The 26,156-nt window shown below is 70.7% G+C and carries 16 protein-coding genes; 6 read left to right on the top strand and 10 right to left on the bottom strand.

Features of this window, described 5'->3' with window-relative positions; genetic code table 11:
* Nucleotides 1-36 precede the first annotated feature (36 nt).
* Both ABR737_RS35560 and ABR737_RS35555 read right to left on the bottom strand, forming a co-directional pair.
* Nucleotides 37-777 carry a hypothetical protein gene (locus tag ABR737_RS35560; RefSeq protein ID WP_350255191.1) on the bottom strand — a complete coding sequence of 247 codons (741 nt, stop codon included), beginning with the start codon at nucleotides 775-777 and terminating at the stop codon, nucleotides 37-39.
* Complete coding sequence (locus ABR737_RS35555; protein WP_350255189.1) at nucleotides 777-2,120, bottom strand: right-handed parallel beta-helix repeat-containing protein; 1,344 nt, start codon at nucleotides 2,118-2,120, stop codon at nucleotides 777-779. Before ABR737_RS35555 ends, ABR737_RS35560 begins: the two co-directional genes overlap by 1 nt.
* Nucleotides 2,121-2,200: 80 nt before the next feature.
* Here ABR737_RS35555 and ABR737_RS35550 point away from each other — a divergent pair, with 80 nt between their 5' ends.
* Complete coding sequence (locus tag ABR737_RS35550; protein WP_350255187.1) at nucleotides 2,201-3,361, top strand: Dyp-type peroxidase; 1,161 nt, start codon at nucleotides 2,201-2,203, stop codon at nucleotides 3,359-3,361.
* Between the two features lie 59 nt (nucleotides 3,362-3,420).
* Here ABR737_RS35550 and ABR737_RS35545 read toward each other — a convergent pair whose 3' ends face one another.
* A complete protein-coding gene (locus ABR737_RS35545; protein WP_327690155.1) occupies nucleotides 3,421-5,616 on the bottom strand; it encodes an SdrD B-like domain-containing protein in 2,196 nt (731 codons plus the stop codon).
* 1,298 nt (nucleotides 5,617-6,914) lie between these two features.
* Between ABR737_RS35545 and ABR737_RS35540 the strand changes: the two genes are divergently transcribed.
* On the top strand, nucleotides 6,915-7,214 hold the full coding sequence (locus ABR737_RS35540) for a transposase (RefSeq protein WP_350255186.1): 300 nt from the start codon (nucleotides 6,915-6,917) through the stop codon (nucleotides 7,212-7,214).
* A 1,605-nt stretch (nucleotides 7,215-8,819) separates the two neighbouring features.
* Here ABR737_RS35540 and ABR737_RS35535 read toward each other — a convergent pair.
* The gene (locus ABR737_RS35535; RefSeq protein WP_350255184.1) at nucleotides 8,820-9,458 is read right to left on the bottom strand and encodes a DinB family protein; all 639 of its coding nucleotides are present in this window, start codon (nucleotides 9,456-9,458) and stop codon (nucleotides 8,820-8,822) included.
* Nucleotides 9,459-10,205: 747 nt separating this feature from the next.
* Here ABR737_RS35535 and ABR737_RS35530 point away from each other — a divergent pair.
* Nucleotides 10,206-11,309 carry a DUF2637 domain-containing protein gene (locus tag ABR737_RS35530; protein WP_350255182.1) on the top strand — a complete coding sequence of 368 codons (1,104 nt, stop codon included), beginning with the start codon at nucleotides 10,206-10,208 and terminating at the stop codon, nucleotides 11,307-11,309.
* Between the two features lie 40 nt (nucleotides 11,310-11,349).
* Here ABR737_RS35530 and ABR737_RS35525 read toward each other — a convergent pair whose 3' ends face one another.
* Nucleotides 11,350-11,727: an ATP-binding protein gene (locus ABR737_RS35525; RefSeq protein ID WP_350257054.1), complete on the bottom strand. Its 378-nt coding sequence runs from the start codon at nucleotides 11,725-11,727 to the stop codon at nucleotides 11,350-11,352.
* 402 nt (nucleotides 11,728-12,129) lie between these two features.
* Between ABR737_RS35525 and ABR737_RS35520 the strand changes: the two genes are divergently transcribed.
* Both ABR737_RS35520 and ABR737_RS35515 read left to right on the top strand, forming a co-directional pair.
* Nucleotides 12,130-15,276: an alpha-mannosidase gene (locus ABR737_RS35520; RefSeq protein WP_350255181.1), complete on the top strand. Its 3,147-nt coding sequence runs from the start codon at nucleotides 12,130-12,132 to the stop codon at nucleotides 15,274-15,276.
* A 157-nt stretch (nucleotides 15,277-15,433) separates the two neighbouring features.
* Nucleotides 15,434-15,658 (top strand): hypothetical protein, encoded by a 225-nt coding sequence (locus ABR737_RS35515; protein WP_350255179.1) that lies wholly within the window; start codon nucleotides 15,434-15,436, stop codon nucleotides 15,656-15,658.
* 17 nt (nucleotides 15,659-15,675) lie between these two features.
* Here ABR737_RS35515 and ABR737_RS35510 read toward each other — a convergent pair whose 3' ends face one another.
* A complete protein-coding gene (locus tag ABR737_RS35510) occupies nucleotides 15,676-17,418 on the bottom strand; it encodes a pyruvate dehydrogenase (protein ID WP_350255178.1) in 1,743 nt (580 codons plus the stop codon).
* Nucleotides 17,419-17,688: 270 nt separating this feature from the next.
* Entirely contained in the window at nucleotides 17,689-18,873 is a 1,185-nt protein-coding gene (locus tag ABR737_RS35505; protein ID WP_350255176.1) for a protein phosphatase 2C domain-containing protein, read from the bottom strand.
* A gap of 991 nt (nucleotides 18,874-19,864) precedes the next feature.
* On the opposite strand from ABR737_RS35505, the gene ABR737_RS35500 reads away from it, so the two are divergent.
* Nucleotides 19,865-20,347, top strand: coding sequence for a DUF456 domain-containing protein (locus ABR737_RS35500; RefSeq protein WP_350255175.1), 483 nt, complete (start codon nucleotides 19,865-19,867; stop codon nucleotides 20,345-20,347).
* 305 nt (nucleotides 20,348-20,652) lie between these two features.
* Here the strand turns inward: ABR737_RS35500 and ABR737_RS35495 are convergent, their stop codons facing one another.
* The 3 genes from ABR737_RS35495 to ABR737_RS35485 form a co-directional block, all read right to left on the bottom strand.
* Nucleotides 20,653-22,479 (bottom strand): AlkA N-terminal domain-containing protein, encoded by a 1,827-nt coding sequence (locus ABR737_RS35495; RefSeq protein WP_350255173.1) that lies wholly within the window; start codon nucleotides 22,477-22,479, stop codon nucleotides 20,653-20,655.
* Nucleotides 22,480-22,648: 169 nt separating this feature from the next.
* Complete coding sequence (rsgA, locus tag ABR737_RS35490) at nucleotides 22,649-23,794, bottom strand: ribosome small subunit-dependent GTPase A (protein ID WP_350255172.1); 1,146 nt, start codon at nucleotides 23,792-23,794, stop codon at nucleotides 22,649-22,651.
* A gap of 332 nt (nucleotides 23,795-24,126) precedes the next feature.
* Complete coding sequence (locus ABR737_RS35485; protein ID WP_350255171.1) at nucleotides 24,127-26,118, bottom strand: hypothetical protein; 1,992 nt, start codon at nucleotides 26,116-26,118, stop codon at nucleotides 24,127-24,129.
* Nucleotides 26,119-26,156: the final 38 nt, after the last annotated feature.

Genomic DNA, 26,156 nt, shown 5'->3' with positions numbered 1-26,156 from the left:
ACACAGACGGGCTGTTGTACGTGCGGAAGGGCCGCCTCAGCGGACGGTGGGGATCGGCGCGGCCTCACCATGCGGAAAGTCGAGGGTGGCCCACTTGCCGCCGGCGACCAGGGCGGCGAAGCGGTGCAAGCGCCCGTCGGCATCGATCCAGTAGCGGGTGCGGCGTTCGGCGGATCCGGTGGCGGTGCCCGGTGCGGGCGGGGCGGTGTCGCCGGAGTCGGGGGGCTTGGGGCCGGCGATGACGGTGACGGGGGTGTTGTTCAGTCGTTCGCTGCGCAGCCGGCTCGCCCCTCCCTGGCGCAGCAGTTGGGCGTTCTCGGGGCGGTCCGTGCCCAGGGAGAGGGCCAGCAGCAGCACGGCGTCGATGGGGTTGGCGCGGGGATCCAGGGGGCGGTGCTGCCAGCCGGAGCGTGGTGGCGTGGCGGGCAGTTGGGCGTTGCTGTTGGGGTGGACGTAGGCGGTGCGGAGGTCCCACCGCACGAGGATGTTCTGCGGCTGTCCGGGGACAAGTACCTGGGCGTAGCCGGTGTGTGTGGTCCAGTCGACGCGGCCGGTGAGTCTCAGGGTGCGTCCGGCGGCGGGGACGGTGGCGTGGATCTCGCCGCGTACGCGCTGGTAGTTGAGGAATCGTACGGTGGACATCAGCTCGGCCTCGGATGTGGTGAGCGGGCGAGGCCCCGCTGCCGCCCGCTTGCCCCGGCCGTCGTCTCCGCCGCATCCGGTCAGGACCAGGGCGATTCCGGCCGCGCCCGCGGCGAGCAGGGCACGGCGGCGCATCACGAGCCGCTCCGGCTGTGGGCGGCGAGCAGATCGCGGCCCGGCAGCGGGACGCGGTCCGCGTCGACGGAGCCGGGCAGGCCGGTGGCAGGGCGTACGGGGGCGGTGGCGCCGCCGGGCATCTGCGGCTGGTCCGGGGGCTCGGGCACCGTACGGAAGGGGATTCCGGCAGGTGCGGCAGGCTGCGTGGGTGGTGCCGCGGACGTCATCACCGGGCCGTCGGCGTCGGCGGAACACTGCGGCTGGGCGGCCAGGGTCTTGGGGGCCGTGGTGGACAGGGCGTTGTCCGTGAGGCAGTTGCCCTTGCCGGGGGCGCGGTCGCTGGCCGCGTACACTGCGTCGACTCCGTTGCGGCTGAAGGTGTTCGAGGTGATCGCGTTGCCGGTGGGCGGGACGTCTTCGGCGGACATGAGGACGAGTCCGGCGCGCGGGTTCCCCTCGACCCGGTTGTTGTGCACGGTGTTGCGCTGGCCGCCCGCGAGGCCGATTCCGATGCCGAAGCCCCCGTCGGCCTGCTGGGGTGACTTCGGCTCGGCGTTGTCGGCGACGAGATTGCCCGCCACAACGGCACTGTGCTGGGGGACGAATGCCTCCAGATAGTCGGAGTTGACCGTCATTCCGACACGGTTGTGGGTGAGGCGGTTGCGCAGTACCCACATCTTCTCGCTGGCGTTGGTGCCCTCATAGCCGACGGCGTTGTACTCGGCGACGTTGTCGCTCACCACGACATTGCACGGCTTGCACTGGCCGACGTACAGGCCCGAATCGGCGCCGCCGGAGGTGTGGTTGTGGTCCAGCCGTCCGCTCTGAGCGTTGAAGGCGTAGATGCCGTAGAGGCCGTTGCGCGCGGAGGTCACATAGCTGACCCGGAAGCCTTGCAGCGGCGGGAACTTCTCCGGCTCCAGGCGCTCATAGCCGTTGCTGCCGCGGGCCAGGCCCTGCCCGTCCTGGGACGCCACGCCGGTCACCAGCACGCCGTTGAGCAGGTGGTCGCGGACGGTGAGGTTCTCCACCGCCACGCCGGAGCCGGTCACGACGACGCCATTATGCCGCCTGCCCTGCCCGTCGATGATCACGCGGTTGCGGTCGGTGCCGCGCAGCACGACGCGGTCGACCGGGATCCGTACGGTCTCGTGGTAGACGCCGGGCGAGACCAGGACCAGGTCGCCCGGCCGGGCGCGTCCGACGGCCGTGCTGATCGTGGGGGCGTCCTGCGGCACCCGGATGGTCTGTGGCGTACGGGCCTTGGCTGCGTCGTCCTCCTCGTCGGACGGTGCACAACCCACCGCCGCGAGAAGCATGACGATCAGGCAGATGAACGGGGTGATACGGCCTCGGAACACGGTTTCCCTTCAACGGTTTCTGAGATGGCAGTGAGGGAGATTTGCTGACAATTACTCCTCATCACTGACAAGATGGAGTAATGGATCAGTTACGTGGCGTACCGCGTAGGGGGCTGCTCGTGGGGGGTGCGCTGGCTGTGGCATCCTCCCTGGCGGCCTGCCGGGCCCAGGGCCCGCACCCTGAAGGGAAGTCCGCCGACGACGCTCCCCACCCACTGTCGTCTGTGAGTCCAACAGGACCCACGCAAGCGGGAGTTGACAGACCCGGCACGCCACAGGAACACCTCGGTCTCGTGGTGCTCGACCTCGCCCCGGCACAAGAAGGCGGCGAAGTGGCCAAGGTGATCGCCGACCTGGGCCGGTCCGTGCAGCGGGTGGCCAGGGGCAGTCATCCCCGTATGGCCGGGCTGGCCCCGGGCGATACGACCGTGACGGTCGGCATCGGGCCCCGCCTCGTCTCCGGCGCGGGGCGCGAACTGCCCGGCGCCGCCCGGCTGCCTGCCTTCGCCCGCGAGAAGATCCCCGAGGCGGCCCGCGACGGCGACGTTCTGCTGCAGATCTGCGGCTCCGACCCCCTGGTGGTCAGCTGCGCGGAGGCGGCCTGCACTGCGGCGCTGACCGACGCGGGGGCGCGCGTGCGCTGGTCGCAGCAGGGATTTAGGCCCCCGGCGGGGCCGCACGCCGGGCGCAATCTCCTCGGCTTTCCCGACGGGATCATCGTGCCCAAGGGGCCGGAGCAGATGCGGCGTGAGGTGTGGCTCGACGGCCCGGGGCCGGTGGCCGGTGGCACGATCGCCGTGGTGCGCCGGCTGCGCATCGCCACCGACCGTTTCCTGGCCCAGCCCGTGCACCGTCAGGAGGAGATCATCGGCCGGCGGCGCTCCGACGGGGCGCCGCTGAGCGGAGGCGGTCCCGAGGCCGAGGTGGACCTGGGCGCCAAGACTCCCGACGGCCGCTATCGGGTACCGCCCATGGCACACGCCCGCCGCGCGAACCCGCTCACCTCCGGCAGTGGACTGATGCTGCGCCGCGGCTACAGCTACCGCAACGGGCCGGACGACGCCGGTCTGGTCTTCATCAGCTTCCAACGCGAACTCCGTACGTTCGTCGCCACCCTGCAGCGGCTCGACGAGGGCGATGACTTGATGGCGTTCACCACGGCCACGGCCTCTGGCACCTTCCTGGTTCTGCCGGGCTTCGATGCCGAACGCACTTTGGGGGCGGGCCTGTTGGCCGGGTGAGACGTCGGTGGTGCGCCCCCTGGAGGGAGGGCGCACCGCTGCGGAACAGGTGCTCTTGCTCAGCGGGCGTAGTACATACCCGCGTCGAGGTTGTGCTTGACCGAACCCCAGTCACCGACCTGGAACACCTGGGTCTCCGCGGTGGTGTCGGAGTTCCTGCTGAACTCCACCTTGGAGTCGATCGACGAGTTCCCGCCGGGATCGTCCTCGTAGGGGTTGGTCCAGCGCAGCCTGCTGATCTGCGGGTTGGGCCGTCCGATGGGCACATTGGTCAGGTTCGCGGTGCTCTTGTCGAACCGCAGTTTGTACTTGCCGTGCTCGGTCAGCGCGGGCACGTCGAGCGAGCTGAAGTAGTACTCGCCCTTGGCGTTGGTAGTGGTCGTGGCGAGTGTGTTGCCGTTCTCGTCCAGGAGGGTGACGGTGACGCCGGGGATCCCGGCCCATTCGTCGGGGTTCTGGGTGCCGGGCTGCGGGTCGTACCAGACGCGGTTGCCGATCTGGATCGGCGGCTCGTCGCACAGGTACTCCAGGTCGCCCAAGCCGTTGGCCTTGGCGAAGTTGCCGCTGTCCAGAGCGGTGAGGTACTGGATGCCGTAGCCTTTTTGGTCGGCGGCGCCGCTGGTGCGGTCGTGCCAGTTCACCCCTCCGGAATTGATCGCGTGCGCGGGGTCCATGTACGTACTGGCGATCTTGCCGTCGTGCAGGGAGAGGGCCAGCGCACCCTGTGCCCGTTCGCCGTGGCCGGACCAGTTGTCGCCGTGGTAGAACTCGTCGGCGCCGTCGCCCGGGTTGGTCGGGCAGCCGCCGGTGCCCTCCCAGACGAACGTGCCCGCGGCGGTGCGGCACACCTTGGTGATGTCACCCGCCGAAGCAGTGGTGTCCAGGGTGGGGTGCGCCGGGTTGGGGTTGATCATCTGGTAGCCGCCCAGGTCGCCCTGACGGTCGCGGAAGCCCAGTGCCAGGTCGCCGTTGGCCTCGATGGCGATGTCGCTGAGCATCGGCTGCGGGCGGGCGGGGGTGCCGCTGACGGACGCCGGGTACTGGTTCGGGTCGTCCAACGTCCAGGGCGTCCACTTGGCGGAGATGCCCGGGGTCAGGTCACCACGCGCCTTGTCCAGCTGCTCGTCCAGCACCGGCGCGGTGGAGAACGTCTGACTGCCGGGGTCGTACGTCCACACCACAGCCCGCAGGTCACCGGCGTTCTGGGTGGACTGCGCGGAGCACACCCCGCCGACGTACACCACACCGTCGCGCACCCCGAGGCCCATCGGCCGCCAGTCGGCGGGGCCGTTGCAGCCCGGGTCGGGGATGTCGATGCTCGACTGCGGCGCGTTCGGGGGCGGGGCCGACTGGGTCGCGTCGAAGGTGTAGAGCTTGCGGTCGTACATGTTGACGACGTACAGCTCGTCACCCTTCTCGGAGAGGTCGATGTCTCCGAGCCCCTCCTTGCCGACGGCCTTGATGAAGTCGCCGTCGTAGCGGGCGGTGCTGGTGTCGTGCGGGGTGCTGCCGGCAGTCAGGGTGGCAAACGTGGTGGTGGCACCGCCGCCGCGCGGCGTTACATAGATCGCACCCTGCCCGTCCGGCCCATAGGTGGTGGCCCGCTTGGCATAGGCGCCCTGGAAGATGCGCCGCTGCTTCTTGTCGTACGCCAGGCCGTAGGTCGCGCCTGTGTCGCCCTTGGTGTTGAGGGCGGTGGGCTGGGGCGCACCGCCGTTGCTGTTGCCGCGCCAGTTGTTCTTGAACGTCACCAGGCCGCGCGAGGTGTCGGGCTTGAGCATGTCCTGCTGGCAGGAGGTCGTCAGGTCGGCATTGACCTGGCAGAAGTCCGCCGTGTTCCACACCCCGAACCGCACCGTCTGCGAATGCTCGGCCACGTTGACGTAGGTGACCGCGGAGGAGAGGTCCCTGCCGCCGAAGGCAGGCTGCAGATAGTCCGGAAGGCTGCTGGTCACCAGCTCCAGCCGGAACTCTCCCGTGGTCCCCGCGGTGGGCACATCGACGGTGCCGTCCGGGTTGGTGGTGACGATGAATCTGTTGTCATCGGCATCGGTGACCTCGACCTGGATCCCGGCCACCCCTAGTTCACGGGCCGCCGTGTACCTGCCGTCGGCGTCCACGTCGCGGATGACGCTGACCGTCAGCGTGCCGGGCGCGGCGGCGACCGCCGGCGTCGGCACCATCGAGGTCAGCAGGGTCAGCGCGGCTCCCAGGCCGAACCCGGCCCGCAACGCGCCTTTCGTCGTTCTTCTCAAAAGAATCCCCTGTCGCGAATGGTGGATGGGGCGGCTTCGCTGCGGAATTCCACACGCCGCCATGTACATATGGCGGTATGTGACGAGTGGCCCGAGCACGAAGTCTTCCCATTTCCCGGGACGAGCGGCCGCTCATGAATTCGAGCGGAAGCGCCCCGTCGCGCGGGAACTGCACGCAGGGAAGACTCCGACCGGTCAGAAAAAACCAGGGCACCGTATTCTGCGCACCGGCCGATCGACCTGCTCAGCATGGCCGTGACCGTGATACACACCAGCCCCGCGCCGTCCGTAAATCAACGGACGAGGCACTTAGGGTATGTTGACCGCCGCGAAATAGGCTTCGCCGGTAACCCCGTGATTACGCCCTGTTCCTGGCATGGCAACAGATTGGTGAGGGCGCCGGAGCAGCGCAACCCGCCGTTGCGTATCCGGCCATTTCAGATCGCCCCGGCGAAGGCCCGGCCGTGCGAACTCGAACCACCTCGACGAGCAGAATGACGTTCGCGGAAACCTGCTTCGTGGCCTGAAGTGTGACCTTGACGCCGTCGGCCCCGGCAGCACGGCGGCCCCTGGCACACGCGGCGATGCCTCTACCACGCCGGAACGTGCCGCACGAGCCTCCCGAGGCGCCCGTGCGCGCCCCTCCTGATCCAGCCATGGACTCACTTCAGGTTATGATCGGAATACTGAACGTAATCAGCCCACGCACTTCTCCCTTCAAATGGCTCAATTCCCTACCGAGCACGCTCACTACACCAACGCGCCCTTGCAGCCGTCCCAGGATGCATCCCCTGCCTCTCCAGGTAATGTGAGGCACCATGCGTGGGCGTCGTCCCACTCGGAATGCCGGGTGAACGCCAGGCGTTCCGCCTCGGCCGCTACCTGGATGAACCGCTCCAGCAGCGCCAGCCCTTCCGCGCGTCGCCACCCAGGAACTCTGGGGCCTCACGGTGCTCTACCAGGCCCTACGCTCGACCATGGTCACCGCCGTCGAGGCTCACGGCGGACTGCACCCCGACCGGGTCGACTTCACCACCGCCCTCGAAGCCGCACGCGACACCGTCTTGGGTTCCGAGTGGGAACGGAACAGGTCGACGCCTCAGCCGTGCAGGTTACTTGGGAAACCCGGGGTGCCGACCTCACGACCATGATGGATTCCTCGACCTTCGCCGAGGTCTGCCCAGCACCCTGCAGGCTCCATCGACGGGAAGACCTCCCCTTCCCATGCCCCGCCTGGACAGTGCGCGCCGTGGTACCGATGACGTTGACGGCTTCTGGCGCCCGTGCCATAGAGGCATTTGTCCGCCTCGCACCACAAGCTCGCGCTGGAGATGCTCGACGAACTCGCCGCCGTCGGCCCGCAGCTGGCTGTCGTGGTGGCAGATGCCGGTTCCGGCGCGAACGCGGACTTGCGAGGTAGCCTTCATGACCGCGGTATTGCCTACGTCTTGCAGGCCAAGGCCGAGATGATGGCTCACCCCGAAAGCGCCGAACCGCGTCAGCCGACCTTTGGTTCATGGCACAGGACGAACTTAGCCAAGAGCCCCGTCGCCCCTCGACGCTCCTCGTCCTCCTGCACCTGCCCGAGATGTGCGTGAGCGTAGCTAATGGCTCTACTCAGATGGTTGACCGGTAATTGATCCGCAACACTCTGCATGACGCATGACCGCTTCGCACCAAGAATCTTTCGGCACCCCTGCCTCACCGGGTTAGCTATCAGACCGCCTGACCAGCGACGCAAGACGACTGACGCACCATCAGAACGAGCGTCAACTGATCGTCATTTCAGCGTCAAGATATCGCCTGTAAGGCCCGCACCGCACATTCCGCGCACGGGAAAAACCACAGGTCAGACGCCCTTATCCGCCCCCTCCAGCACCACAACGCACTCGACATGATGCGTCATCGAGAAGAGGTAGACCCAATTCCGACAACGACCCATACCGCACCTCGCCGAGGCATTTGTTCGAAGGCCAGAGCAGCGGGTCTCAACCCACGTAGGCGACTCGGTCGAGGGAGGACGATAAGGTCCACACCCGCAATTTCCTGTGCAGGCAGGAGCTGGTCGCCCCTTCCATCTTCGGAGACCCCCAGATCACGCTGCGACCACAGCGGTCTCCGGTCCCGCCTCAGGGGTTCCGATATCCCCGAATCGATGCCGGCGCCTCTCATGTAGCGCGCGGACATCGAACGACTCAGACTGCAAGACGTTCTCTGCATGCCCCTTTGTGACGCGACTCCAGCGCATCCGTGTAGCCATCCCACTTTCAATGACACATCCAGGACACCAGATGACCCTCAAGACAGACATTGACGGCGGCCGACTTCGAAATTCGAGCCCACCCAGCATCTCACCCCCAAGGCGATCCACTCCCTGATTCACGCCATGCAACGAGGGCAACATGACGCGCCATCAGGTCTACCTGACGCTACGTCATCAAAGTCAGCACCGAGTCAGCATGCACCCTGCCAGAGGTGGCGACAGACGGCGACACATGCACATGCCCCAATCCGCTCCACACCACCCCTGACCTGTATAGATGCTGGCCAACCCGCTACTCCCGCAACCTTGCCCCAAACCCGGTGCCAATGGAAGCCGAAGAGGTACCGCTTCCAGCGCCTGACAGGTTGCCGTGCCCATGCACGCTCAGCTCTCCGCATGCCACGCTGCTACTGGCCAGGCACCCGATGAAGGTGCCTTCCAGGGCAACGCCGACCACCAGTGCCCCAGCAGCCGGGTAGCTGACGCCAAGATCCGGACCATGCACGGACCAACGCTCCATCGGCGACCGTTACAGCAGCCATTTCAGCAGGCCAGCACCACCATGAGCGCTGTACCACCAGCAGACGAAGAACCTACTGGTGGTCTTCTTCCTGGCCTACGGCAGTCACGCAACATAGCTCACAGCGCCGTGCATGATCTCGCTACCGGCGACGCCCCCATCCCGCCGCACGTGGCTTCCCTGGGGGAATCTGGGGGGTGACGGCGCTGGGAGGCGCGTGAGGGGAATCGACCGCGTAATGTGGCACGAACCTGAAAGCCCCTCAAAGTCCCATCTCCGCAGTTCAGAGGCGCATGACCGCCCCCCAGGTCAAGGCAGGCAGATAGACGACTTCGAGAAGATCTCGTCGCCATCATCAGCCCTGGATGGCTCGCAAGCCTGCTGACTGGGTGCCGACTGGGTCAGCATCCACTGTCGCCATCAGCCCATGGGACCCACAACGCAATCGGGTACACCCGGCACGTGAGACAACCTCTGAGCCTTGACTGGTGCGGCCGACCTGGCGGCCTGCTCGATCTTCACGCAGTAGGCTGCGCGGGCTTCCTCGTCGATCTGCTTCTCGAGTTCGGCGCGCAACCCGGTCCGGCCGTCGAGGCCCTCGCGCAGGATATCGGCGTGCCCGGTATGCCGGATGGACTCGCCGAGGACATGGACCATGATGGCGAACAGGTTCGTGTCGGCAGAAGGCTCCGGCCACCACGGCACGTGGCCGGGGGCGTCGAGGGGAAGCTCGTTGATCGTCGCGTCCGAGTGTTCCCACGTGCGCCGGTAGAACCCGATGATCTGATCGCGGGTCTCGTCCTCGGTCGCCCACAGATCGCTGCCGTCGGAGTCCTGCCACCGGGGCAGCGGTTCCGGGGAAGGGCGGTCGAAGACCTCGCCGAAGTACCTGGCCTCGACGGTGGCCACGTGTTTGACCAGGCCGAGGAGGTTGGTCCCGGTCGCTGTCAAAGGTCGGCGGGCGTCGTATTCGGACAAGCCGTCGAGTTTCCAGAGCAGCGCCTTGCGGTCCCGCCGCAGTCTCCCGTGCAGGTTGTCTTTCGCGAATTCATCGATCATGCGGCATGAGCCTGCCATGGGCTACTCGTGGGTCTCAAGATCCCGTACGTGGTCCGCAACGACTGGTAGAGCCGAGGCCTGACCATGGCCGCCGCCCTGACCTGCTACAAGAAGTTCGCGAAACTTGCCACGTAAGACACCCTCTGAGTCCGGGTGCTTCGCCCGGAAGAGACCGCCCTCGACGCACCGTGGTCACTGCGAATGCGATGCATCACCATCTGGCCCCACCTTTTTGCGGGCATTCCACATTCCAGCCCCTTCGCGAGGCAACGCAGTGCACTGCGCCTGGCGTGGCAAACCCGCAAGCCAGCCTCAGGGGCGCGGCGAGATAGCACGGACATCCGCGACAACCCCTACCCCTGAGCGATCACCGTCGACACGAACACCCGGAAAATATCGCACTTGCACCTGACGGAACGTCACGAGCGTCAGCATTAGGTCAGCATCAGGGTTACCAAAGACGCCTAGAGGTGGTCATGCATTGGACACACGGTCACTCTCGACCAGACCACCCCGCGGCCGGCTTCGCAGCCACGAATCGACGCTCGGCCCCGCACCTCGATCCCCCACGCCACCTACCAGAGCGATTCCACTCGAACGCAACTCCTGCTCGGTGAAAGCAAGTTCGATATCAAGGTGACATCATGGCACCTCTTGGCGTTGTCTTATTCCGAATGCCTCGGTTACGGCGACGGCGTCCGTCAGGATGTCGCGAAAAACGCGTACCCGAGCCAAAGGGATCCCAGAATGAGAATGACCGACATACCGCTGGACTGGCTGGTTCCCGGAGTCTTGCTGCTCGTCGGGGTGCCGGTGGTCGCGGCGCTGGTGGTGCGGGGCAGGCGAGCGGCCGCCCGGTCCGCCGGTGAGGACTCCTGGGAGCGGAGCGAGGAGCGCCGGCGCCGCAAGGAGACGGTCTTCGCGTCGGCGTCCTATCTGCTGCTGTTCTGCTGTGCGGCGGTCGCGGCTGCGCTGTCCTTCCATGGTTTGGTCGGCTTCGGTGTGCAGAACCTCAACCTCTCCGGGGGCTGGGAGTACCTGGTGCCGTTCGGGCTCGACGGTGCGGCGATGTTCTGTTCCGTGCTCGCCGTGCGGGAGGCCAGCCACGGTGATGCGGCGCTCGGTTCGCGGATGCTGGTGTGGACGTTCGCGGGCGCGGCGGCGTGGTTCAACTGGGTGCATGCGCCGCGCGGCCTGGACCACGCGGGCGCCCCGCAGTTCTTCGCCGGGATGTCGCTGTCGGCGGCGGTCCTCTTCGACCGGGCGCTCAAGCAGACCCGCCGGGCGGCGCTGCGCGAGCAGGGGCTGGTGCCCCGTCCGCTGCCGCAGATCCGCATCGTCCGCTGGCTGCGCGCTCCCCGGGAGACCTTCGGGGCCTGGTCGCTGATGCTGCTGGAGGGCGTACGGACGCTGGACGAGGCGGTCGAGGAGGTCCGCGAGGACCGACGCGAGAAGGAGCAGCACCGTCTGCGCAGGCGCGAGCAGGGCAAGCTCGACCGGGCGCGCCTCAAGGCCATCAACCGGCAGCACCGCAGCTGGGGCCGTGGTGGCGGTCGGCAGCTGGCGGTGACGCAGGCGGCGACGGCGTCCGCTGAGGTGGCCGGCCCCGACCCCGCCATAGCCGGCGATGCCGAGCCGCTGCTCGCTGGGGAGCCGCTGCTCACCGGGGAGCTGCCGGTGCGCGCCCGTCCGGCCCTCAAGGCCGTGTCCGGCGCTGAGGCCGAGGGCGCCGCGACCGCGGACGGGCCCCGGCGGACCGTGGATCTCACCGCCGAGGACGACACCCAGACCATTCCCCGTCTGGACTCCCTGGAGGAGAAGTTGGCCGAGATCGAGCGGCAATTCGGCTGACCGGCGGCGGACCGCGCCAACCGGCACCCGCGCCCATGGGTCAGGCCGGTCCGCCGCCCAGTTCGAACCACACGCTCTTGCCGAGGCTTTCGGCACGTATTCCCCAGGCGTCGGCTAAGGAGCGCACCAGCATCAGTCCCCTGCCGGAGGTGCCGTCGGTGGTCGGGGCGCGCGGCTCGGGACGGCCGGGAACAAAGTCCCGCACCTCCACCCGCAGCCGGTCGCTGACCCGGGCCGTGACGACGGCGCCGCCCTCCGCATGGACCAGGGCGTTGGTGACCAGCTCGCTGGTGAGCAGCGTCGCGACCTCCGTGAACTCGCCGTCCCCCGGCGCCGACCAGCGGCTGAGCAGTTGGCGCAGCTCCCTGCGCACCTCGCCGACCGCTTTCAGATCCGCATGCCGCACCTTCCGCTCCAGTACACCCGGCGCTCGTGCGGCGATTCCCCCGTTCCGGCTCCCCTCAGCCGTTTCCTGCTGTCTGTCCCGCTCTTCGCGTCGCACAGGCTGACGCATTTTCTCCCCCGCCCCCAACGAACTTCGGCGCTCTGCCTCGAACAGCCTCACGGTCAGCATGCCCATCGGATCTGCCGCCATGCTTCCGCCCGCCGGGTCGCGGGGGCGCCACGTCGCCTCCCGCGCGCCGGGTGGGCCGAGCGGCGCCCAGTGGGTATGCCTGACCCGGGAGTGCCGTGGAACCCCGGCCGGGACCCGGATGACCGGAGCGCTCCCCGGCAACGGCAAACGGCAAACGGCCGGAGCCCTGCCGGTCCCCCGCCCGCACCCCGGCGGCGTCGGGGAGTACGAGCGTGAGGAGCCGCTGTGCACGACGACCGACTGCTGGTGGAGGGGCGTCTGGAGAGGGCGCTGGGGCAGTTCATCCGGCCCGCGCAGTACGCGGCGCGGGTACCGCTGCGGCTGGCCGTCTGGCACGCGCCTGGAGAACCACTGCCGGTGGGCGAGGCGCTGCGGGCCGCGTACGAGCCGTTCGCGGTCGGCGAGCCCTGGGGGCCGCCGTGGTCCACGAGCTGGTTCCGGCTGACGGGTGAGGTGCCCAAGGAGTGGGCGGGGCGGCGGGTGGAGGCCGTCATCGACCCCGGCTTCAGCGGGGACGGGCCAGGATTCCAGGCGGAGGGGCTTGTCCACGACGCCGAGGGCGTGCCGATCAAGGGCATCCATCCGCGCAACCGGCACGTCCCCGTCGCCGCGCCGGCCCGCGGCGGGGAAAAGGTACGGCTGCTGCTGGAGGCCGCCGCCAATCCGGCGGTGCTGCGGGATTTCCGCCCCACCGACCTCGGCGATGTGCGTACCGCGCCCGGCCGTCCGCTCTACCGCTTCGCCGCGGCGGATCTCGCGGTGCTCGACGAGCCGGTCTGGCAGTTGATCCTGGATGTCGAGGTGCTGTCGGAGCTGATGTACGAGCTGCCTGCCGACGGCTCGCGCCGGCACGAGATCCTGCGGGCGCTGGAGGACATGCTCGACGCCCTCGACCTGCATGACGTCGGTGCCACCGCGGCCGCGGGGCGGGCCGCGCTGGCGGACGTCCTCGGCCGCCCGGCCGCGGCGAGCGCCCATCGCGTCTCGGCCGCCGGACATGCGCATATCGACTCCGCCTGGCTGTGGCCGCTGCGCGAGACGGTCCGCAAGGCGTCCCGCACCTTCGCCAATGTCACCCATCTGGCCGCGGAGTACCCGGAGTTGGTGTTCGCCTGCTCCCAGGCGCAGCAGTACGCCTGGGTCAAGGAGCACCAGCCGCACCTCTGGGAGCGCATCAAGGAAGCCGTGCGGAAGGGGAACTGGGCTCCGGTCGGCTCGATGTGGGTGGAGTCCGACGCCAATATGCCCGGCGGTGAGGCGCTGGCCCGGCAGCTGGCGTGTGGCAAGCGCTTCTTCCTGGAGGAGCTGGGGGTGGAGACCGAGGAGGTCTGGCTGCCCGACTCGTTCGGCTATACCGCCGCGTTCCCGCAGCTGGCGCGGCTGGCGGGGGCGAAGTGGTTCCTGACGCAGAAGCTGTCGTGGAACCAGAGCGACAAGATGCCGCACCACACCTTCTGGTGGGAGGGCATCGACGGCACCCGGGTCTTCACCCACTTCCCGCCGGTGGACACCTACAACTCCCGGCTGGCGGCCGCTGAACTCGCCCATTCGGAGCGCAACTTCGCGGACAAGGGCCGCGCCACCCGTTCCCTGGTGCCCTTCGGCTGGGGTGACGGCGGTGGCGGCCCGACCCGCGAGATGCTGGAGCGGGCCCGCCGGCTGCGCTCCCTGGAGGGCTCCCCGCGCGTCGGGATCGAGCCGCCGGCCCGGTTCTTCGAGTCCGCCCACGCGGAGTACGGGGCGGCGGCACCGGTCTGGTCGGGTGAGCTGTACCTCCAGTTCCACCGCGGCACGTACACCTCGCAGGCGAAGACCAAACAGGGCAACCGGCGCAGCGAACACCTGTTGCGGGAGGCGGAGTTGTGGGCGGCGACGGCGGCGGTGCGGGCGGGTGACGGTGCCTACGCCTATCCGTACGACGACCTCGACCGTCTCTGGAAGACCGTGCTGCTGCACCAGTTCCACGACATCCTCCCGGGGTCGTCCATCGCCTGGGTGCATCGCGAGGCCCGTGACACCTACGCGGCGGTGGCCGCCGAACTGACCAGGATCATCGAGACGGCGCTCGGGGCGCTCGGGTCACCCGGGCCGCTGGAGGGCGAGGAGACGGCGGCGACCGGGGTGCCCACGGTGTTCAACGCCTCGCCCTACGGCCGGGACGAGATCGTCGCGCTGCCGGCGGCCACGGACGCGGGCGGGGCCACCGAGGTCGCGGTGCATGTCCCCGCCCTGGGGTCGGCGGCCGTCCGCCCGCCCGGCCCGGACTCCGCCACCCCGCCGCCCGCGCCCGTACAGGCGGACAGCGACGCCGACGGCACCGTCACGCTCGACAACGGGCTGCTGCGGGTGGTCGTCGACGCCGACGGCCTGCTGGCGTCCGTACGCGATCTGCACGCCGGGCGCGAGGTGCTGGCGCCGGGAGCCCGCGGCAACCTGCTGCAACTGCACGCCGACCACCCCAACAAGTACGACGCCTGGGACCTCGACCGGCACTACCGCAACCGGCACACCGATCTGACCGACGCCGAGTCGGTGGAGCTGACCGCGGCCGGTCCGCTGTCCGCGACAGTGCGGGTGACCAGGGCGTTCGGCGCGTCCCGGATCGTTCAGGAGCTGACGCTGCGGGCGGGCTCACACCGCCTCGACATCACCTGCGACATCGACTGGCACGAGTCGGAGAAGGTCCTCAAGGCCGCCTTCCCCCTGGATGTGCACGCCGAACGGTCCACCTCCGAGGTGCAGTTCGGGCACGTACACCGCCCCACCCACACCAACACGAGCTGGGACGCGGCCCGTTTCGAGATCTGCGCGCACCGCTGGCTGCGGGTCGCCGAGCCGGGCTACGGCATCGCGCTGCTCAACGACTCGACGTACGGCCACGACGTCACCCGCACCCCGCACCCGGAGGGCCTGGGCACGACCGTCCGGCTCACCCTGCTGCGCGCGCCGCACAGCCCCGACCCCGAGACCGACCAGGGCACCCACCGCTTCACCTATGCGCTGCTGCCGGGCGCCGGGACCGGCGAGGCGGTCGCCGAGGGGCTGGCGCTCAACCTGCCGCTGCGGACCGCCGTCGCGCCGCCCGTCCCCCCGCTGATCCGCGTCGACCACCCGGCCCTCACCGTCGAGTCGGTCAAGCTCGCCGAGGACCGCAGCGGCGATGTGGTGGTGCGGCTGTACGAGTCGCGCGGCGGACGCGCCCGCGGCACGCTCTCCCCAGGCTTCCCGGTCGAACGGGTCACCGTCACGGACCTGCTGGAGCGGCCGCTGCACGAGGAGGAGGAAGGGCCGACCTCGGAGGTGGCGGTGGAGCTGCGCCCGTTCCAGATCCTGACGCTCCGGCTCCGGCCGCAGCACCCGCCCGGGGTCTGAGCCGGCCGCGGGCGCAGCGCGCAGCCGGGCACAGTTGGACGCAGTCGGGCGCAGCTGGGCGCAGCTGGGCGCAGCTGGGCGCAGCTGGGCGCAGTCAAGATGCCGCTATTCTCGATCGGTCAGCAGTGCGTTTTTGTGAGGGCTCCGGGGGCGGGGAATGAAGTATTTCTGGTTGTTCGCGTGGGTACGGCACGCCGAAAACTTCGGGTACAGCCATGGCGCGCTCCCGGGAACGATCGGGACCATCGCCGTTCTTCTCATGGCCGTTGTCGTGGGCTTCGCGCTCCACCGTGTCGATCGCATCCGCCGCCTCCGCTACGCGGCACCTGCCATGGCGACCGCCCTCTTCACCGCCGGGGTGGTCTGGCTCGCCGGCAGCTGAGGTGCCCTCGCACCGGGCTACATCCTGGGAATGTTCCGCAGGTTGGAGCGGGCCATCTGCAGCATCCGGCCGACGCCGCCGTCCAGCACCATCTTCCCGGCCGACAGGGCGAAGCCGGACACCATCTCGGCGCTGATCTTCGGCGGGATGGACAGGGCATTGGGGTCCGTGACGATGTCGACCAGCGCCGGTCCCTTGTGCTTGAAGGCCTCGCGCAGTGCGCTGCGCAGATGCTTGGGCTTCTCCACCCGGATGCCGTGGGCCCCGGCCGCGCGGGCGATGGCCGCGAAGTCCGGGTTGCGGTAACCGGTGCCGTACGACGGCAGCCCGGAGACCAGCATCTCCAGCTCCACCATGCCCAGCGCGGAGTTGTTGAACAGCACCACCTTCACCGGCAGGTCGTACTGGACCAGGGTGAGGAAGTCGCCCATGAGCATGGAGAACCCGCCGTCGCCCGACATCGAGACGACCTGGCGCCCGCGGTCGAGGAACTGGGCGCCGATCGCCTGCGGCAGCGCGTTGGCCATCGAGCCGTGGCTGAACGAACCGATCACCCGGCGGCGGCCGTTGGGGGTGAGGTAGCGGGCCGCCCAGACATTGCACATACCGGTGTCGACCGTGAAGACCGCGTCGTCGGCGGCCTCCTCGTCCAGGACCGAGGCGACGTACTCGGGGTGGATCGGCAGGTGCTTCTCGACCTTGCGGGTGTACGCCTTGACCACGCCCTCCAGAGCGTCGGCGTGCTTCTTCAGCATCCGGTCCAGGAACCGGCGGTCCGTCTTCGGCTGCACCTTGGGCATCACACCGCGCAGCGTCTCGCGGACGTCGCCCCAGACGGCCAGGCCGAGTGTCGAGCGGCGGCCCAGGTGCTCGGGGCGGACATCGACCTGCACGATCGTGACGTCGTCGGGCAGGAACGCCTCGTACGGGAAGTCCGTGCCGAGCAGGATCAGCAGGTCGCACTCGTGGGTGGCCTCGTAGGCCGCGCCGTAGCCGAGCAGTCCGCTCATGCCGACGTCGAAGGGGTTGTCGTACTGGATCCATTCCTTGCCGCGAAGCGCATGGCCCACCGGGGCCTTCACCCGCTCGGCGAATTCCATGACCTCGGCGTGGGCTCCTGCGGTACCGCTGCCGCAGAACAGCGTGACCTTGCCGGCGTCGTTGATCATCCGGGCCAGCTTGTCGGTCTCGGCGTCTCCGGGGCGGACGGACGGGCGCGCGGTGACCAGGGCGTGTTCGAGGGTGCGCTCGGGGGCCTGCTCGGCGGCGATATCGCCGGGGAGGGAGACGACCGCGACCCCGCTCTGCCCGATGGCGTGCTGGATCGCGGTCTGCAGCACCCGCGGCATCTGCCGGGTGCTGGAGATCAGTTCGCTGTAGTGACTGCACTCGGCGAACAGCCGGTCGGGGTGGGTCTCCTGGAAGTAGGTGGTGCCGATCTCGCTGGAGGGGATGTGGGAGGCCAGCGCGAGGACCGGGGCCATCGAGCGGTGGGCGTCGTACAGGCCGTTGATCAGGTGCAGGTTGCCGGGGCCGCAGGAGCCGGCGCAGGCCGCGAGGGAGCCGGTGAGCTGTGCTTCCGCCCCGGCGGCGAAGGCGGCGACCTCTTCGTGACGGACCTGGATCCAGTCGATCGCGGAGTTCCGCCGGATGGCGTCCACCACCGGGTTGAGGCTGTCGCCGACGACACCGTAGAGCCGCTGTACGCCTGCCCGCACGAGGATGTCCACGAACTGCTCGGCCACGGTCTGCTTCGCCATGTCGCGCTCGCTCCTTCGAGGGGTGGGTGGCTGCCCGCCGGCATGGTGGGTGCTGCTCTCCCATGAACCCATGGGGCGCCGCATCGCGCCTCCGCTGTGCCTTCCGACTTGCCTCTGCTCGCCTCCGTTGTGCTTGCTCGGTGTGCCTCCGTTGTGCTTGCTCGGTGCCTCCGTCGTGTGTCCCCGGCGCGCCCTTGCTGTGCCGTCCCGGCGCGCCTCGCCGCTGCGCCTCGCCGTACGGTCCGCGTCGGTGTGCCGGTGCGGACCGCGCTACGACTCCCACACCCCCACGGCCGTACGGTCCTTCGGGTGGTCCCCGGCCCGCAGTTGCGCGGCGGTGAGGAAGTCCACCAGGTCCGGCGGTCCGGCGGCGGACCACCGGTCGGCCAGCCGGGCGGCGAAGGCGGGCTCCTCCCGCAGCGGTTCGGCGAGACCCGCGGTACACAGCAGCAGAGTGTCCCCCGGACGGGCGAAGGCGGTCCGGAAGAGGAACGGCTCGGGCCGTGCGGGGCTGCCGTTCGGGTGCGGGTCGTGCGCCGGGAACGGGGCGGGCCGGGGCAGTTGGCCGGTGCCCGCCGCCTTTACGGAGAGATGGTCCGTCCCGGCGGGCTCCAGGTCCTGCCAGGCGCCGTCGCGCAGCAGGAAGAGGCCGCCCGCACCGACACCGAAGAACACCCGGGTACGGCAGTCCGGGTCGGCGGGCAGCAGGAGACAGCGCAACGCGGCCGGGTGCCGCGCCGGTGGGGCGGCCCGCTCCGGTGGGACGCCCTTTTCCGGTGGGAGGCCCCGTTCCGGCGCCCGGCTGCGCAGTGTGCCGTAGCTGCGGTCGGTGAGCCGCTGCAGCCCGGATTTGAGGGCGCCGCGACGGTCGGTCCTGATGTCCTCCGCCAGTCGGGTGTAGCTGCGGCCGATCGCGCCGCCGATCCAGGTGCAGGCGTCCCGGGCGGCACGGTGGGCGCCCTCGGCGGACGGCCGGCCCGTGGCGACGGCGACCAGGATCAGGGCGTGCCGGCCGGCCCCGAAGCGGGCGGTGAGCAGCGCATCACGGCGTATATCGCCGCGACGACGGGCGGCGTCGCCGCGCTGTGAGGCGGCACGCAGGGTCAGCGCGCCGTACCGGGCACCGTCCAGCGTGGTGTCCGGCACCGGGTCGTCGAGGGCGGCCGGGTCGGCGGCGGGCAGTTCGCCCGGTTCGGCCCCGGGGGCGAGCTGCCGGTCGGCGGCGAGGTCGGCGGTGGTGGGCGGCCGGTCAGCAGCTAGGTCGGCCGTTGTGGGCTGCCGGTCACCAGCGAAGTCGGCCGTGGTGGGCCGCCGGTCACCGGCGAAGTCGGCCGTAGTGGGCGGCGGAGTGTCCTGAGGTGTGCGGGGTGTGCGGGGTGTGCGGGGCGACGGAGCGGCCGGCCGGTCAGTGGGCGGCCGGTCAGTCGGTGGGCGGTCGGCCGTCGGGCGGTCCATGGGCGGGCGGCTGACAGGCGGACGATCGGCGAGCGGGAGGCCGGGCGACGGGCGATCGGCGGATGGCGCGTGCCTCCCGGGCCCGGTGGACCGGAGGGGGATCGGTGCCGACGGTTCGGCCGGCGAGGGCGCGGGTCGGGAGGGCACGGCCGGGGAAGGCGCGGCCGGAGGCGATGCGGCCGGAGAGGATGCGGGCCGGCCCGGCGGTGCCCACGGCACCGGGTCGGTCGTAGCGCGATCCGGGGGCTTCTGCGGCGCCGGACCGGACCGCCTCGGCCCTCTCAGTGTGCGCAGCGCGGACGCGACCCGGTCATCGAGGGTGTCCGCGGCTCCGGACGGGCCCACATCGGACGGGCCTGCGCCGGACAGGCCGGCATCGGACGAGCCGACATCGCACACCGCGCCGCGGCCCGAGGCGCCCTCGCCCGCGTCGCCACCCGCGCCACCGTTGCCGTCGCCTGCACCGTCGCCGTCGCCGTACAACTGCCGCCACCAGTCGTCCTCGTGGGCCCGCGCGGCTCCCTGCTGATTCATGGGCCGTATTGTCCCTGGACGGCCATGGCCGAGACAGGGCGCGAAAGAGCGTCCACCGGGCGGCCGGCCTCGTACGGGTGGTCGTCCGCTGGACTGCGGCGGCCCAGATGGGTCGCGGGTGCGGACTCAGGACCGGTGGGCCGAGGGTCACGGGTGTCTGCCGGTTCGCCGTCCGGCGTCGTCTGTTTGCCGGGTGACGCGGAAGGGGCGGGGCTGACGACGGAGCACCCGCCGGGTACACCCGGTTCGGCCGGCCGGCAAGCGCTTCCGGGTCGCGTCCGGCACGCTGGGCCCATGAGAGTCTGCAGCGCACGAGCCGTCACGGGGCGTGCGCCCGCCGGGAGTGAGGCCGGCGCGTGAGCGAGGGCAGCGGGCGGGCCAGGAGCAGCGGCCGGCGGGCCGGGAGAAGGGGCATGCCCGGCGAAGGCGGACCGGCCGGGCGATACGGGGCCGGCGCATGAGTGTGTGGCAGTTGGTCGCGGTCGGCCTGGTGATGCTGCTGGGGCTGCTCGGGGTGTTGGTGCCCGGTATCCCCGGACCGCTCATCGTCTGGGCGGGCGTGCTGTGGTGGACGCTGTCCGAGAAGTCCTCCCTTGCCTGGGTGGTGCTCATGGGCGCCACCGCCGTACTGCTCCTCAACCAGACGCTGAAGTGGCTGCTCCCGGTCCGGAACCTGCGGGCCGCGGGCGCGCCGTACCGGGCGCTGTTCCTGGCCGGGGTGGCCGGCATCGCGGGGTTCTTCGTGATCCCGGTGATCGGCGGCCCGCTGGGCGCCGTCGGCGGCCTCTACCTGCTGGAACGGGTCCGGCTCGGCAGCCATGGCGACGCCTGGGCCTCGACCCGTACGGCCATGCGTGCCATCGGCCTGAGCGTGCTGATCGAGCTGTTCGCCTGCCTGCTGGTCGTCGGAGCGTGGGCGGGCGCGGTGGCGGCGGGCTGAGGCGTCATCGGGCGCGGCGGGCTATGGCGTGCCCCGGTGCGGCGGTTACGGAGCCTCCCGGTCCGACGGGGCTACGGCGTGCCCCGGTCCGGGGGTTACGGAGTCTCCCCGTCCGACGGGGTACGGCGTCGTCCGGCCCGGGAGCTACGGAGTCTCCCCGTCCGACGGGGCTACGGCGTGCCCCGGCCCGGCGGGCTACGGCGTCGTCCGGCCCGGCGCGCCGCAGCATGCCCCTGTCCGGCAGGGCCGCAGAATGCCCCGGTCCGACGGGGCCTCAGCGTGACTCGGTCCGGCAGGCTTCAGCGTCATCCGGCCCGGACGTCCACGGCGCAGGCAGGCAGGTCCGCCCTCACCATCGGGGACGGCACCTCCGTCACCCGATAAGGCACCGACGGCCTGGCCCTCTCCGCCGCCCGATAACGCGCCGACAGCCTGGGCCCCTCCGCCGCTCCCGGCGCCGCTCCCGTCAGCATCTCCCCCGCCGGCAGCAGCCCGGCGTGCCACAGATGGTGCAGGGCGTACGCACCCCACGGCCGCCATGCGGCGGCCGGCCCCACCGTCCCGTACCCGTAGCCGTACTCATGCCCATGCCCATGTCCGCGCCCATGTCCGTGCCCATGGCCGTGCCCGTACTCGTGCCCGTCCGGATCCTGGTCCCTCCCCTGCGCCGCCGCCCCCACGTCCGCCACATCCGGGTCGCCCAGCGCGCGCATCCGGATGTAGGCGGCCGCCCGCGGGCCGACCCCGGGCAGCGCGGCGAGCGCCCGTTCGGCGACGTCGCGGTCCGTGCCCACGTCCAGCAGCACCGCGCCGTCGGCGAGTGCGGTGCACAGCGTACGGACCGGCTCCGCGATCTCCACGCCGGTCAGTTCGCCGGGCTCGGGGAAGAGATGGGTCAGCTCGCCGTCCGCCGCATCCAGCGGGGTGCCGTACCTCCGCACCAGCGTGGCGGCCCGCTCCGGCGGGCCACCGAGCACGGTCCGTACCGCGAGTTCGCCGGCGTCCGCCGCGCCCGGTGACCGCAGCCCGGGCCGCTCGGCCACCAGCGGACCGAGCAGCGGATCCGCACCCAGCCGCTCGGCAACCGCGTACGGGTCGGCATCCAGGTCGAACAGCCGGCGGATCCGCTGCACGGCCGTCGGCAGATCCCGCAGATCGGCCAGCCGCAGCCGGCACTCCAGCCAGCCACCGCCGGCCCCGCGCGCCGCCGGGCACACCAGGCCCGCCGGTGGCCGGTGCCGACCGGCGGGCCCACCGGGCTCGTCGACCTCGGCGATCCCGCTGCCGTGGGTGAGGCGGAGCGTACGGCGGTAGGTGCGCGCGCCACGGGGACCGCGTACCTCCTCGATGCCGGGCACCGCCCTTACCTGCAGAAAGTCGAAGATCTCGGCCGCCGCGTACGGTCCGCGGTAGGCCAGCCGAAGCGGAATCCCAGCCGGCGCCGGGCCACCCCCGACGCCGGCTCCTCCCGGACCGCGGACTCCTTCCGGCCGGCCGACTCCTCCCGACCCGGCTCCGGCCCCGCTTCGGACGGAACCGCGAGCGCCATCCCCACGACCGACGCCACCCCCACGCCCGGCCGCCGCCCGCAGCTCGCTGGGCGTGCCGGCGTATATCTCCCGCATGGTGTCGTTGAACTGCCGGATGCTGGCGAAACCGGCCGCGAACGCCAGCTCGGTGACCGGCAGCTCCGTGGTCTGCAACAGGACCCGCGCGGTATGTGCGCGACGGGCCCGCGCCAGCGCCACCGGCCCCGCACCGAGCTCCGCGGTCAGCTGCCGCTGCACCTGGCGCGCGCTGTACCCCAGCCGCCGCGCCAGCCCGCCGACGCCCTCGCGGTCGACCACGCCGTCCCCGATGAACCGCATGGCCCGGCCCACCAGATCGGCACGCACATTCCACTCGGCCGACCCCGGCACGGCGTCCGGCCGGCACCGGCGGCAGGCCCGGAACCCGGCCGCCTGCGCGGCAGCGGCCGACGGGAAGAACCGCACATTCACCCGCTTGGGAGTGACCGCGGGGCAGCTCGGCCGGCAGTAGATGCCGGTGGTCGCCACCGCGAAGAAGAATTCCCCGTCGAACCGCGCGTCCCGGCTGGACACCGCTTCGTACCTGGCCTCGTCGTCCCTCACCCCTTCAGTCTGCGCCGCGCCCGGCCCTCTGACTGGCGGGAATCGGACATGGCGTTGGCGAGGGGGGAGTGCAGGCGTTGACGGGGGGGAGGGCAGGCCCACGACCGGCACTACCCCGCCCCTCCCGCTCCCCCTCGCCCTCCCCGGCGCGAGGCCTCCCCGCCCCGCCTCACCTCTGCGGCCCCCGCTTCCGCTCCATCATGTGCCGCCCCAGCGCCTGCTTCTGCTTCCAGTCCCGGCGGATCTCGGCGCGCAGCCGGGCGTCCGTCTTCGCCACGATGCGCTGGTTCTCCCGCAGCAGCTTGCGGTAGCTCTCCAGCCGTCGCACGGGCAACTCCCCGCTCTCAACGGCCTCTTGCACCGAACAGCCGGGTTCCGCCTCATGCGCACAGTCGTGGAAGCGGCACCCCTCGGCCAGCGACTCGACATCCGAGAATGTCCGGGCCAGCCCGGCCCCCGCATCCCACATTCCGACACCGCGCAGCCCCGGTGTATCGATCAGCACCCCGCCGCCGGGAAGCGCCCGCAGATCCCGGGTGGTCGTGGTGTGCCGCCCCTTGCCGTCCCGGTCGCGGATCGCCTGCACCAGCTGCACCTCCGCACCGAGCAGGGCATTGGCCAGCGTGGACTTGCCCGCACCGGACTGCCCCAGCAGTACGGATGTCCCCCCGGCGAGCACGGCGGAGAGCACATCGATCCCGTCACCGGTCGCCGAGCTGACCGCCAGCACCTGCACTCCGGGAGCCGCGGACTCCGCGTCCGCGACGAGATGCGCCACCGTGTCCGGCCCTCCGGCCAGATCCGCCTTCGTCAGCACCACCAGCGGCTGCGCCCCGCCCTCCCAGGCCAGCGAGACGAACCGCTCGATACGCCCGAGGTCCAGCGCATCGGCCAACGACACCGCGATCACCGCGTGATCGACGTTCGCCGCGAGGATCTGCCCCTCGGAACGCTTGGACGAAGCAGACCGCAAGAACGCCGTACGCCGCGGCAGCAACGCCCTGACGACACCGTCGAGATGGTCCCCGGTCAGCCCGTTCGCCAGGTCGATCACGGCCCAGTCGCCCGTACACGGCACCCGCATCGGATCGCTTGTCGCCACGAGTGCGGTGTCCGCCAGCACGGTCCGGACACCCTCGCCCTCGACCGTGCCCTCGCCCTCGGGCACGACGACATCCACCCGTCCGCGGTCCACGCGGACGATACGGCCGGGCACGAACCCCTGCCCGGCATAGGGGGTGAAGCACTCCGCGAACCCGTCGTCCCAGCCATAGGCGGTCAACGGGTGCGCAGCAGAGAAATCAAGGTCGAACAACGGGATGACCCTTCAGAAAGAGCGGTCCCGGCCACGCGCACCACGCGCGAGAAGAAGAGGTCGGTCAGCCGGAGACCACAGGGGTGGGATGGATGAGCTTCCGGTTCCAGGCAGCGCCCGGCGCAATGACAGTCATCACGGTCCTCACCTCCTGTTCTCGCGAAAGTTCACGCGAAAGTTCACGCGTTCAACGGCTTGCGGCACAGAACTTACGGGACAGGGAGGACGCTGCGCCAACCCTTTTTCCCAGGACACTCACCGGAACAATGGCTCTGCAGCCACCGGACGAGCCGACCCATCAGCGAAGCCTCCTCCCAGCTCCTCCCAGCTCATCAGGCAAAGAGCAGCAGGATCGCGAGGAGGACGGCGATCACTCCGACTCCGGTTCCCACCACGCAGCCCGGGTTGGTCGCCAGATCGGAGAGCCGCGCCCCGAAGGCGGGTGGCTCCGGCACGGTGGCGGAGGGCTTGAGGGACGTGGTGGACACCGGGGCGGCGTGGGAGGCGGCGGGCGAAGCGGTGTGGGGCGTGGGCGGGGCGGAACGCGGAGCGGTGCTCTGGCTGATCACATCGCGCAGGATCTGCTGCCACAGGTCGGGAGGCAGGTCAGGGGCCAGGCCGTTGCCCGGTTGGATGATGCTCTGCCAGAGCCAGTTGCCCGCGGTGGGGTGGCGGTCCAGACATATACGGTGCAAGAGCTCCAGCAGGTCATGCCGATAGCGTTCGTCCCGGGCCAGGGGGGCGACGGCCCAGGTGAAGAGGTCGGCCGCCCGGCTGGCCATGGCGGTCCTCGAAACGGCCTCCGCGCCCTGCCCGTTCGGCTCGAAGTACAGTCCGTGGCTGAGCACTTCGGCACACAGCTCGTGCCTCACCGCCGCCTCCCGCACCCGGACACGGTGGCCGTCGCCCAGCTCGACCAGCAGCAGGTCCAAGGAATCCGGCGGTAGCCCGTCGGAGCGCAGCTCGTCCAGGAGCAGGCGGTCGGACTGCGTGCGCAGCCGCTCTCTCAGCAGACCGCGCTGCACGCCGTTCCTGCGCTGAGGGGCACGCAGATCCTCGTGGAGGGAGGGCACTTCGTGGGTTGCCTCCCGGCCGGTTTCGTGGGCTGCCGCCCGGCCGGTTTCGCGGGTTGCCTCCCGACCGGTATCGAACGCCGCCGGCTGACGGGCGGGCGTCTGGAGGGGGTACGGAGTTGCGGGTGTGGGTGTGGGCGCGGGCGTGCGCCCCACTGAGGGCTCGGGCTCGGCGGCCGGTGGAGGAGATGCGGTGATGGGCATCGGTACGGGTGCCGCAGGTGCGGGCGCGGGCTCCGGCTGCGAGGCGGCGGGCCGCGCGACCGGAGCCCGGGCCGGTTCGTCGACCGGTTCGTCGGCGGATTCGTCCACCGGGGACAGGAAACGGTGCGCTGCCGCGGCGGTGCGGGGGCCGGGCCGGGGGCCGGCGTCCAGGATCTCCTTCAGCAGGTTGCGTCGCTGCGGCCACCCCAGAGCCGCGCCGTCCCTCAGCGCGTGGGCCAGCTGCGGCACTCCGGGACCGTCCGCGGGGTGGGCCAGGAGGTGGCCCACCAGCCGGGCCGCCGCCCGGTGCTCGAACCGGCGCTCGGCCGGCGGGTGGCCCGCGATCCGGGCCAGCGGCCCCGGCCCGCCCGCGTCCGGTTCCCAGCGCGGGACGCACATCAGTCGCAGCTGATGGGTGTCGACCGTGTCGTACGTGGCGAACGTCCACTCCTGGCCGAGCCAGGAACCGAACAGCATGAACAGCCCCAGGTACACCAGCGATGCCGCGTCCTGGTCCGGCCAGCCGGGCTGCTTCTCCTCGGGCGTGAGCAGCGACACCCGCTGGGCCGGATCGCGCAGCCACTCCGCGGTGACCAGGATCAGCGCGTGCTGGACCGTCGGCAACAGCTCCTGCATTCCCGGCAGTCGCCGGCGTGCCACCGCGTCGAGCTGTGCGCACTCCACCGCGCGCAGCCGCCCGGCAGCCCTCTCCGCGGACTCCCGGTTGCCCCACCCGCCGTGGGCGAGGCCGAGACACTGACGGGTCTTGAGCGTCCGCGGGTCGCCGACGAGGACGTGGCTGACCGTGCTGGGCCGTCCGCCGCGGTCGGTGGTGGGCCGGCGCTGGACGAGCATGACCTCACCGTCGCGGGACAGCGTGCGTACGACGCTCTGCCGCGGGGCCGCCGCACCGGACACCCACAGCAACGGGCCCAGTTCTCTGCCCAGTTCCTCGGCGCGTTCGGCGGAGCAGGAGTGGGCGACGGCCTTCATACCGGTGCCCTGGCGGCCCTGGTTGCCATCCCAGCGGAAGATCACCTGCTGCACCGGCCCCGCGGCTCCGCCACCGCCCGGTCCGCCCGTGC

The organism is Streptomyces sp. Edi2, assembly GCF_040253635.1.
Classification (GTDB): Bacteria; Actinomycetota; Actinomycetes; order Streptomycetales; family Streptomycetaceae; genus Streptomyces.
The sequence above is the reverse complement of the archived record's forward strand: the minus strand, read 5'-3'. Positions and strand labels throughout refer to the sequence as shown.

Bases quoted from the DNA above. Each gene is read 5' to 3' on its own strand.
- ABR737_RS35560 (WP_350255191.1), bottom strand. From the start codon at position 777: ATGCGCCGCCGTGCCCTGCTCGCCGCGGGCGCGGCCGGAATCGCCCTG.
- ABR737_RS35550 (WP_350255187.1), top strand. From the start codon at position 2,201: ATGGATCAGTTACGTGGCGTACCGCGTAGGGGGCTGCTCGTGGGGGGT.
- ABR737_RS35535 (WP_350255184.1), bottom strand. From the start codon at position 9,458: ATGATCGATGAATTCGCGAAAGACAACCTGCACGGGAGACTGCGGCGG.
- ABR737_RS35530 (WP_350255182.1), top strand. From the start codon at position 10,206: ATGAGAATGACCGACATACCGCTGGACTGGCTGGTTCCCGGAGTCTTG.
- ABR737_RS35515 (WP_350255179.1), top strand. From the start codon at position 15,434: ATGAAGTATTTCTGGTTGTTCGCGTGGGTACGGCACGCCGAAAACTTC.
- ABR737_RS35510 (WP_350255178.1), bottom strand. From the start codon at position 17,418: ATGGCGAAGCAGACCGTGGCCGAGCAGTTCGTGGACATCCTCGTGCGG.
- ABR737_RS35505 (WP_350255176.1), bottom strand. From the start codon at position 18,873: ATGGACCGCCCGACGGCCGACCGCCCACCGACTGACCGGCCGCCCACT.
- ABR737_RS35500 (WP_350255175.1), top strand. From the start codon at position 19,865: ATGAGTGTGTGGCAGTTGGTCGCGGTCGGCCTGGTGATGCTGCTGGGG.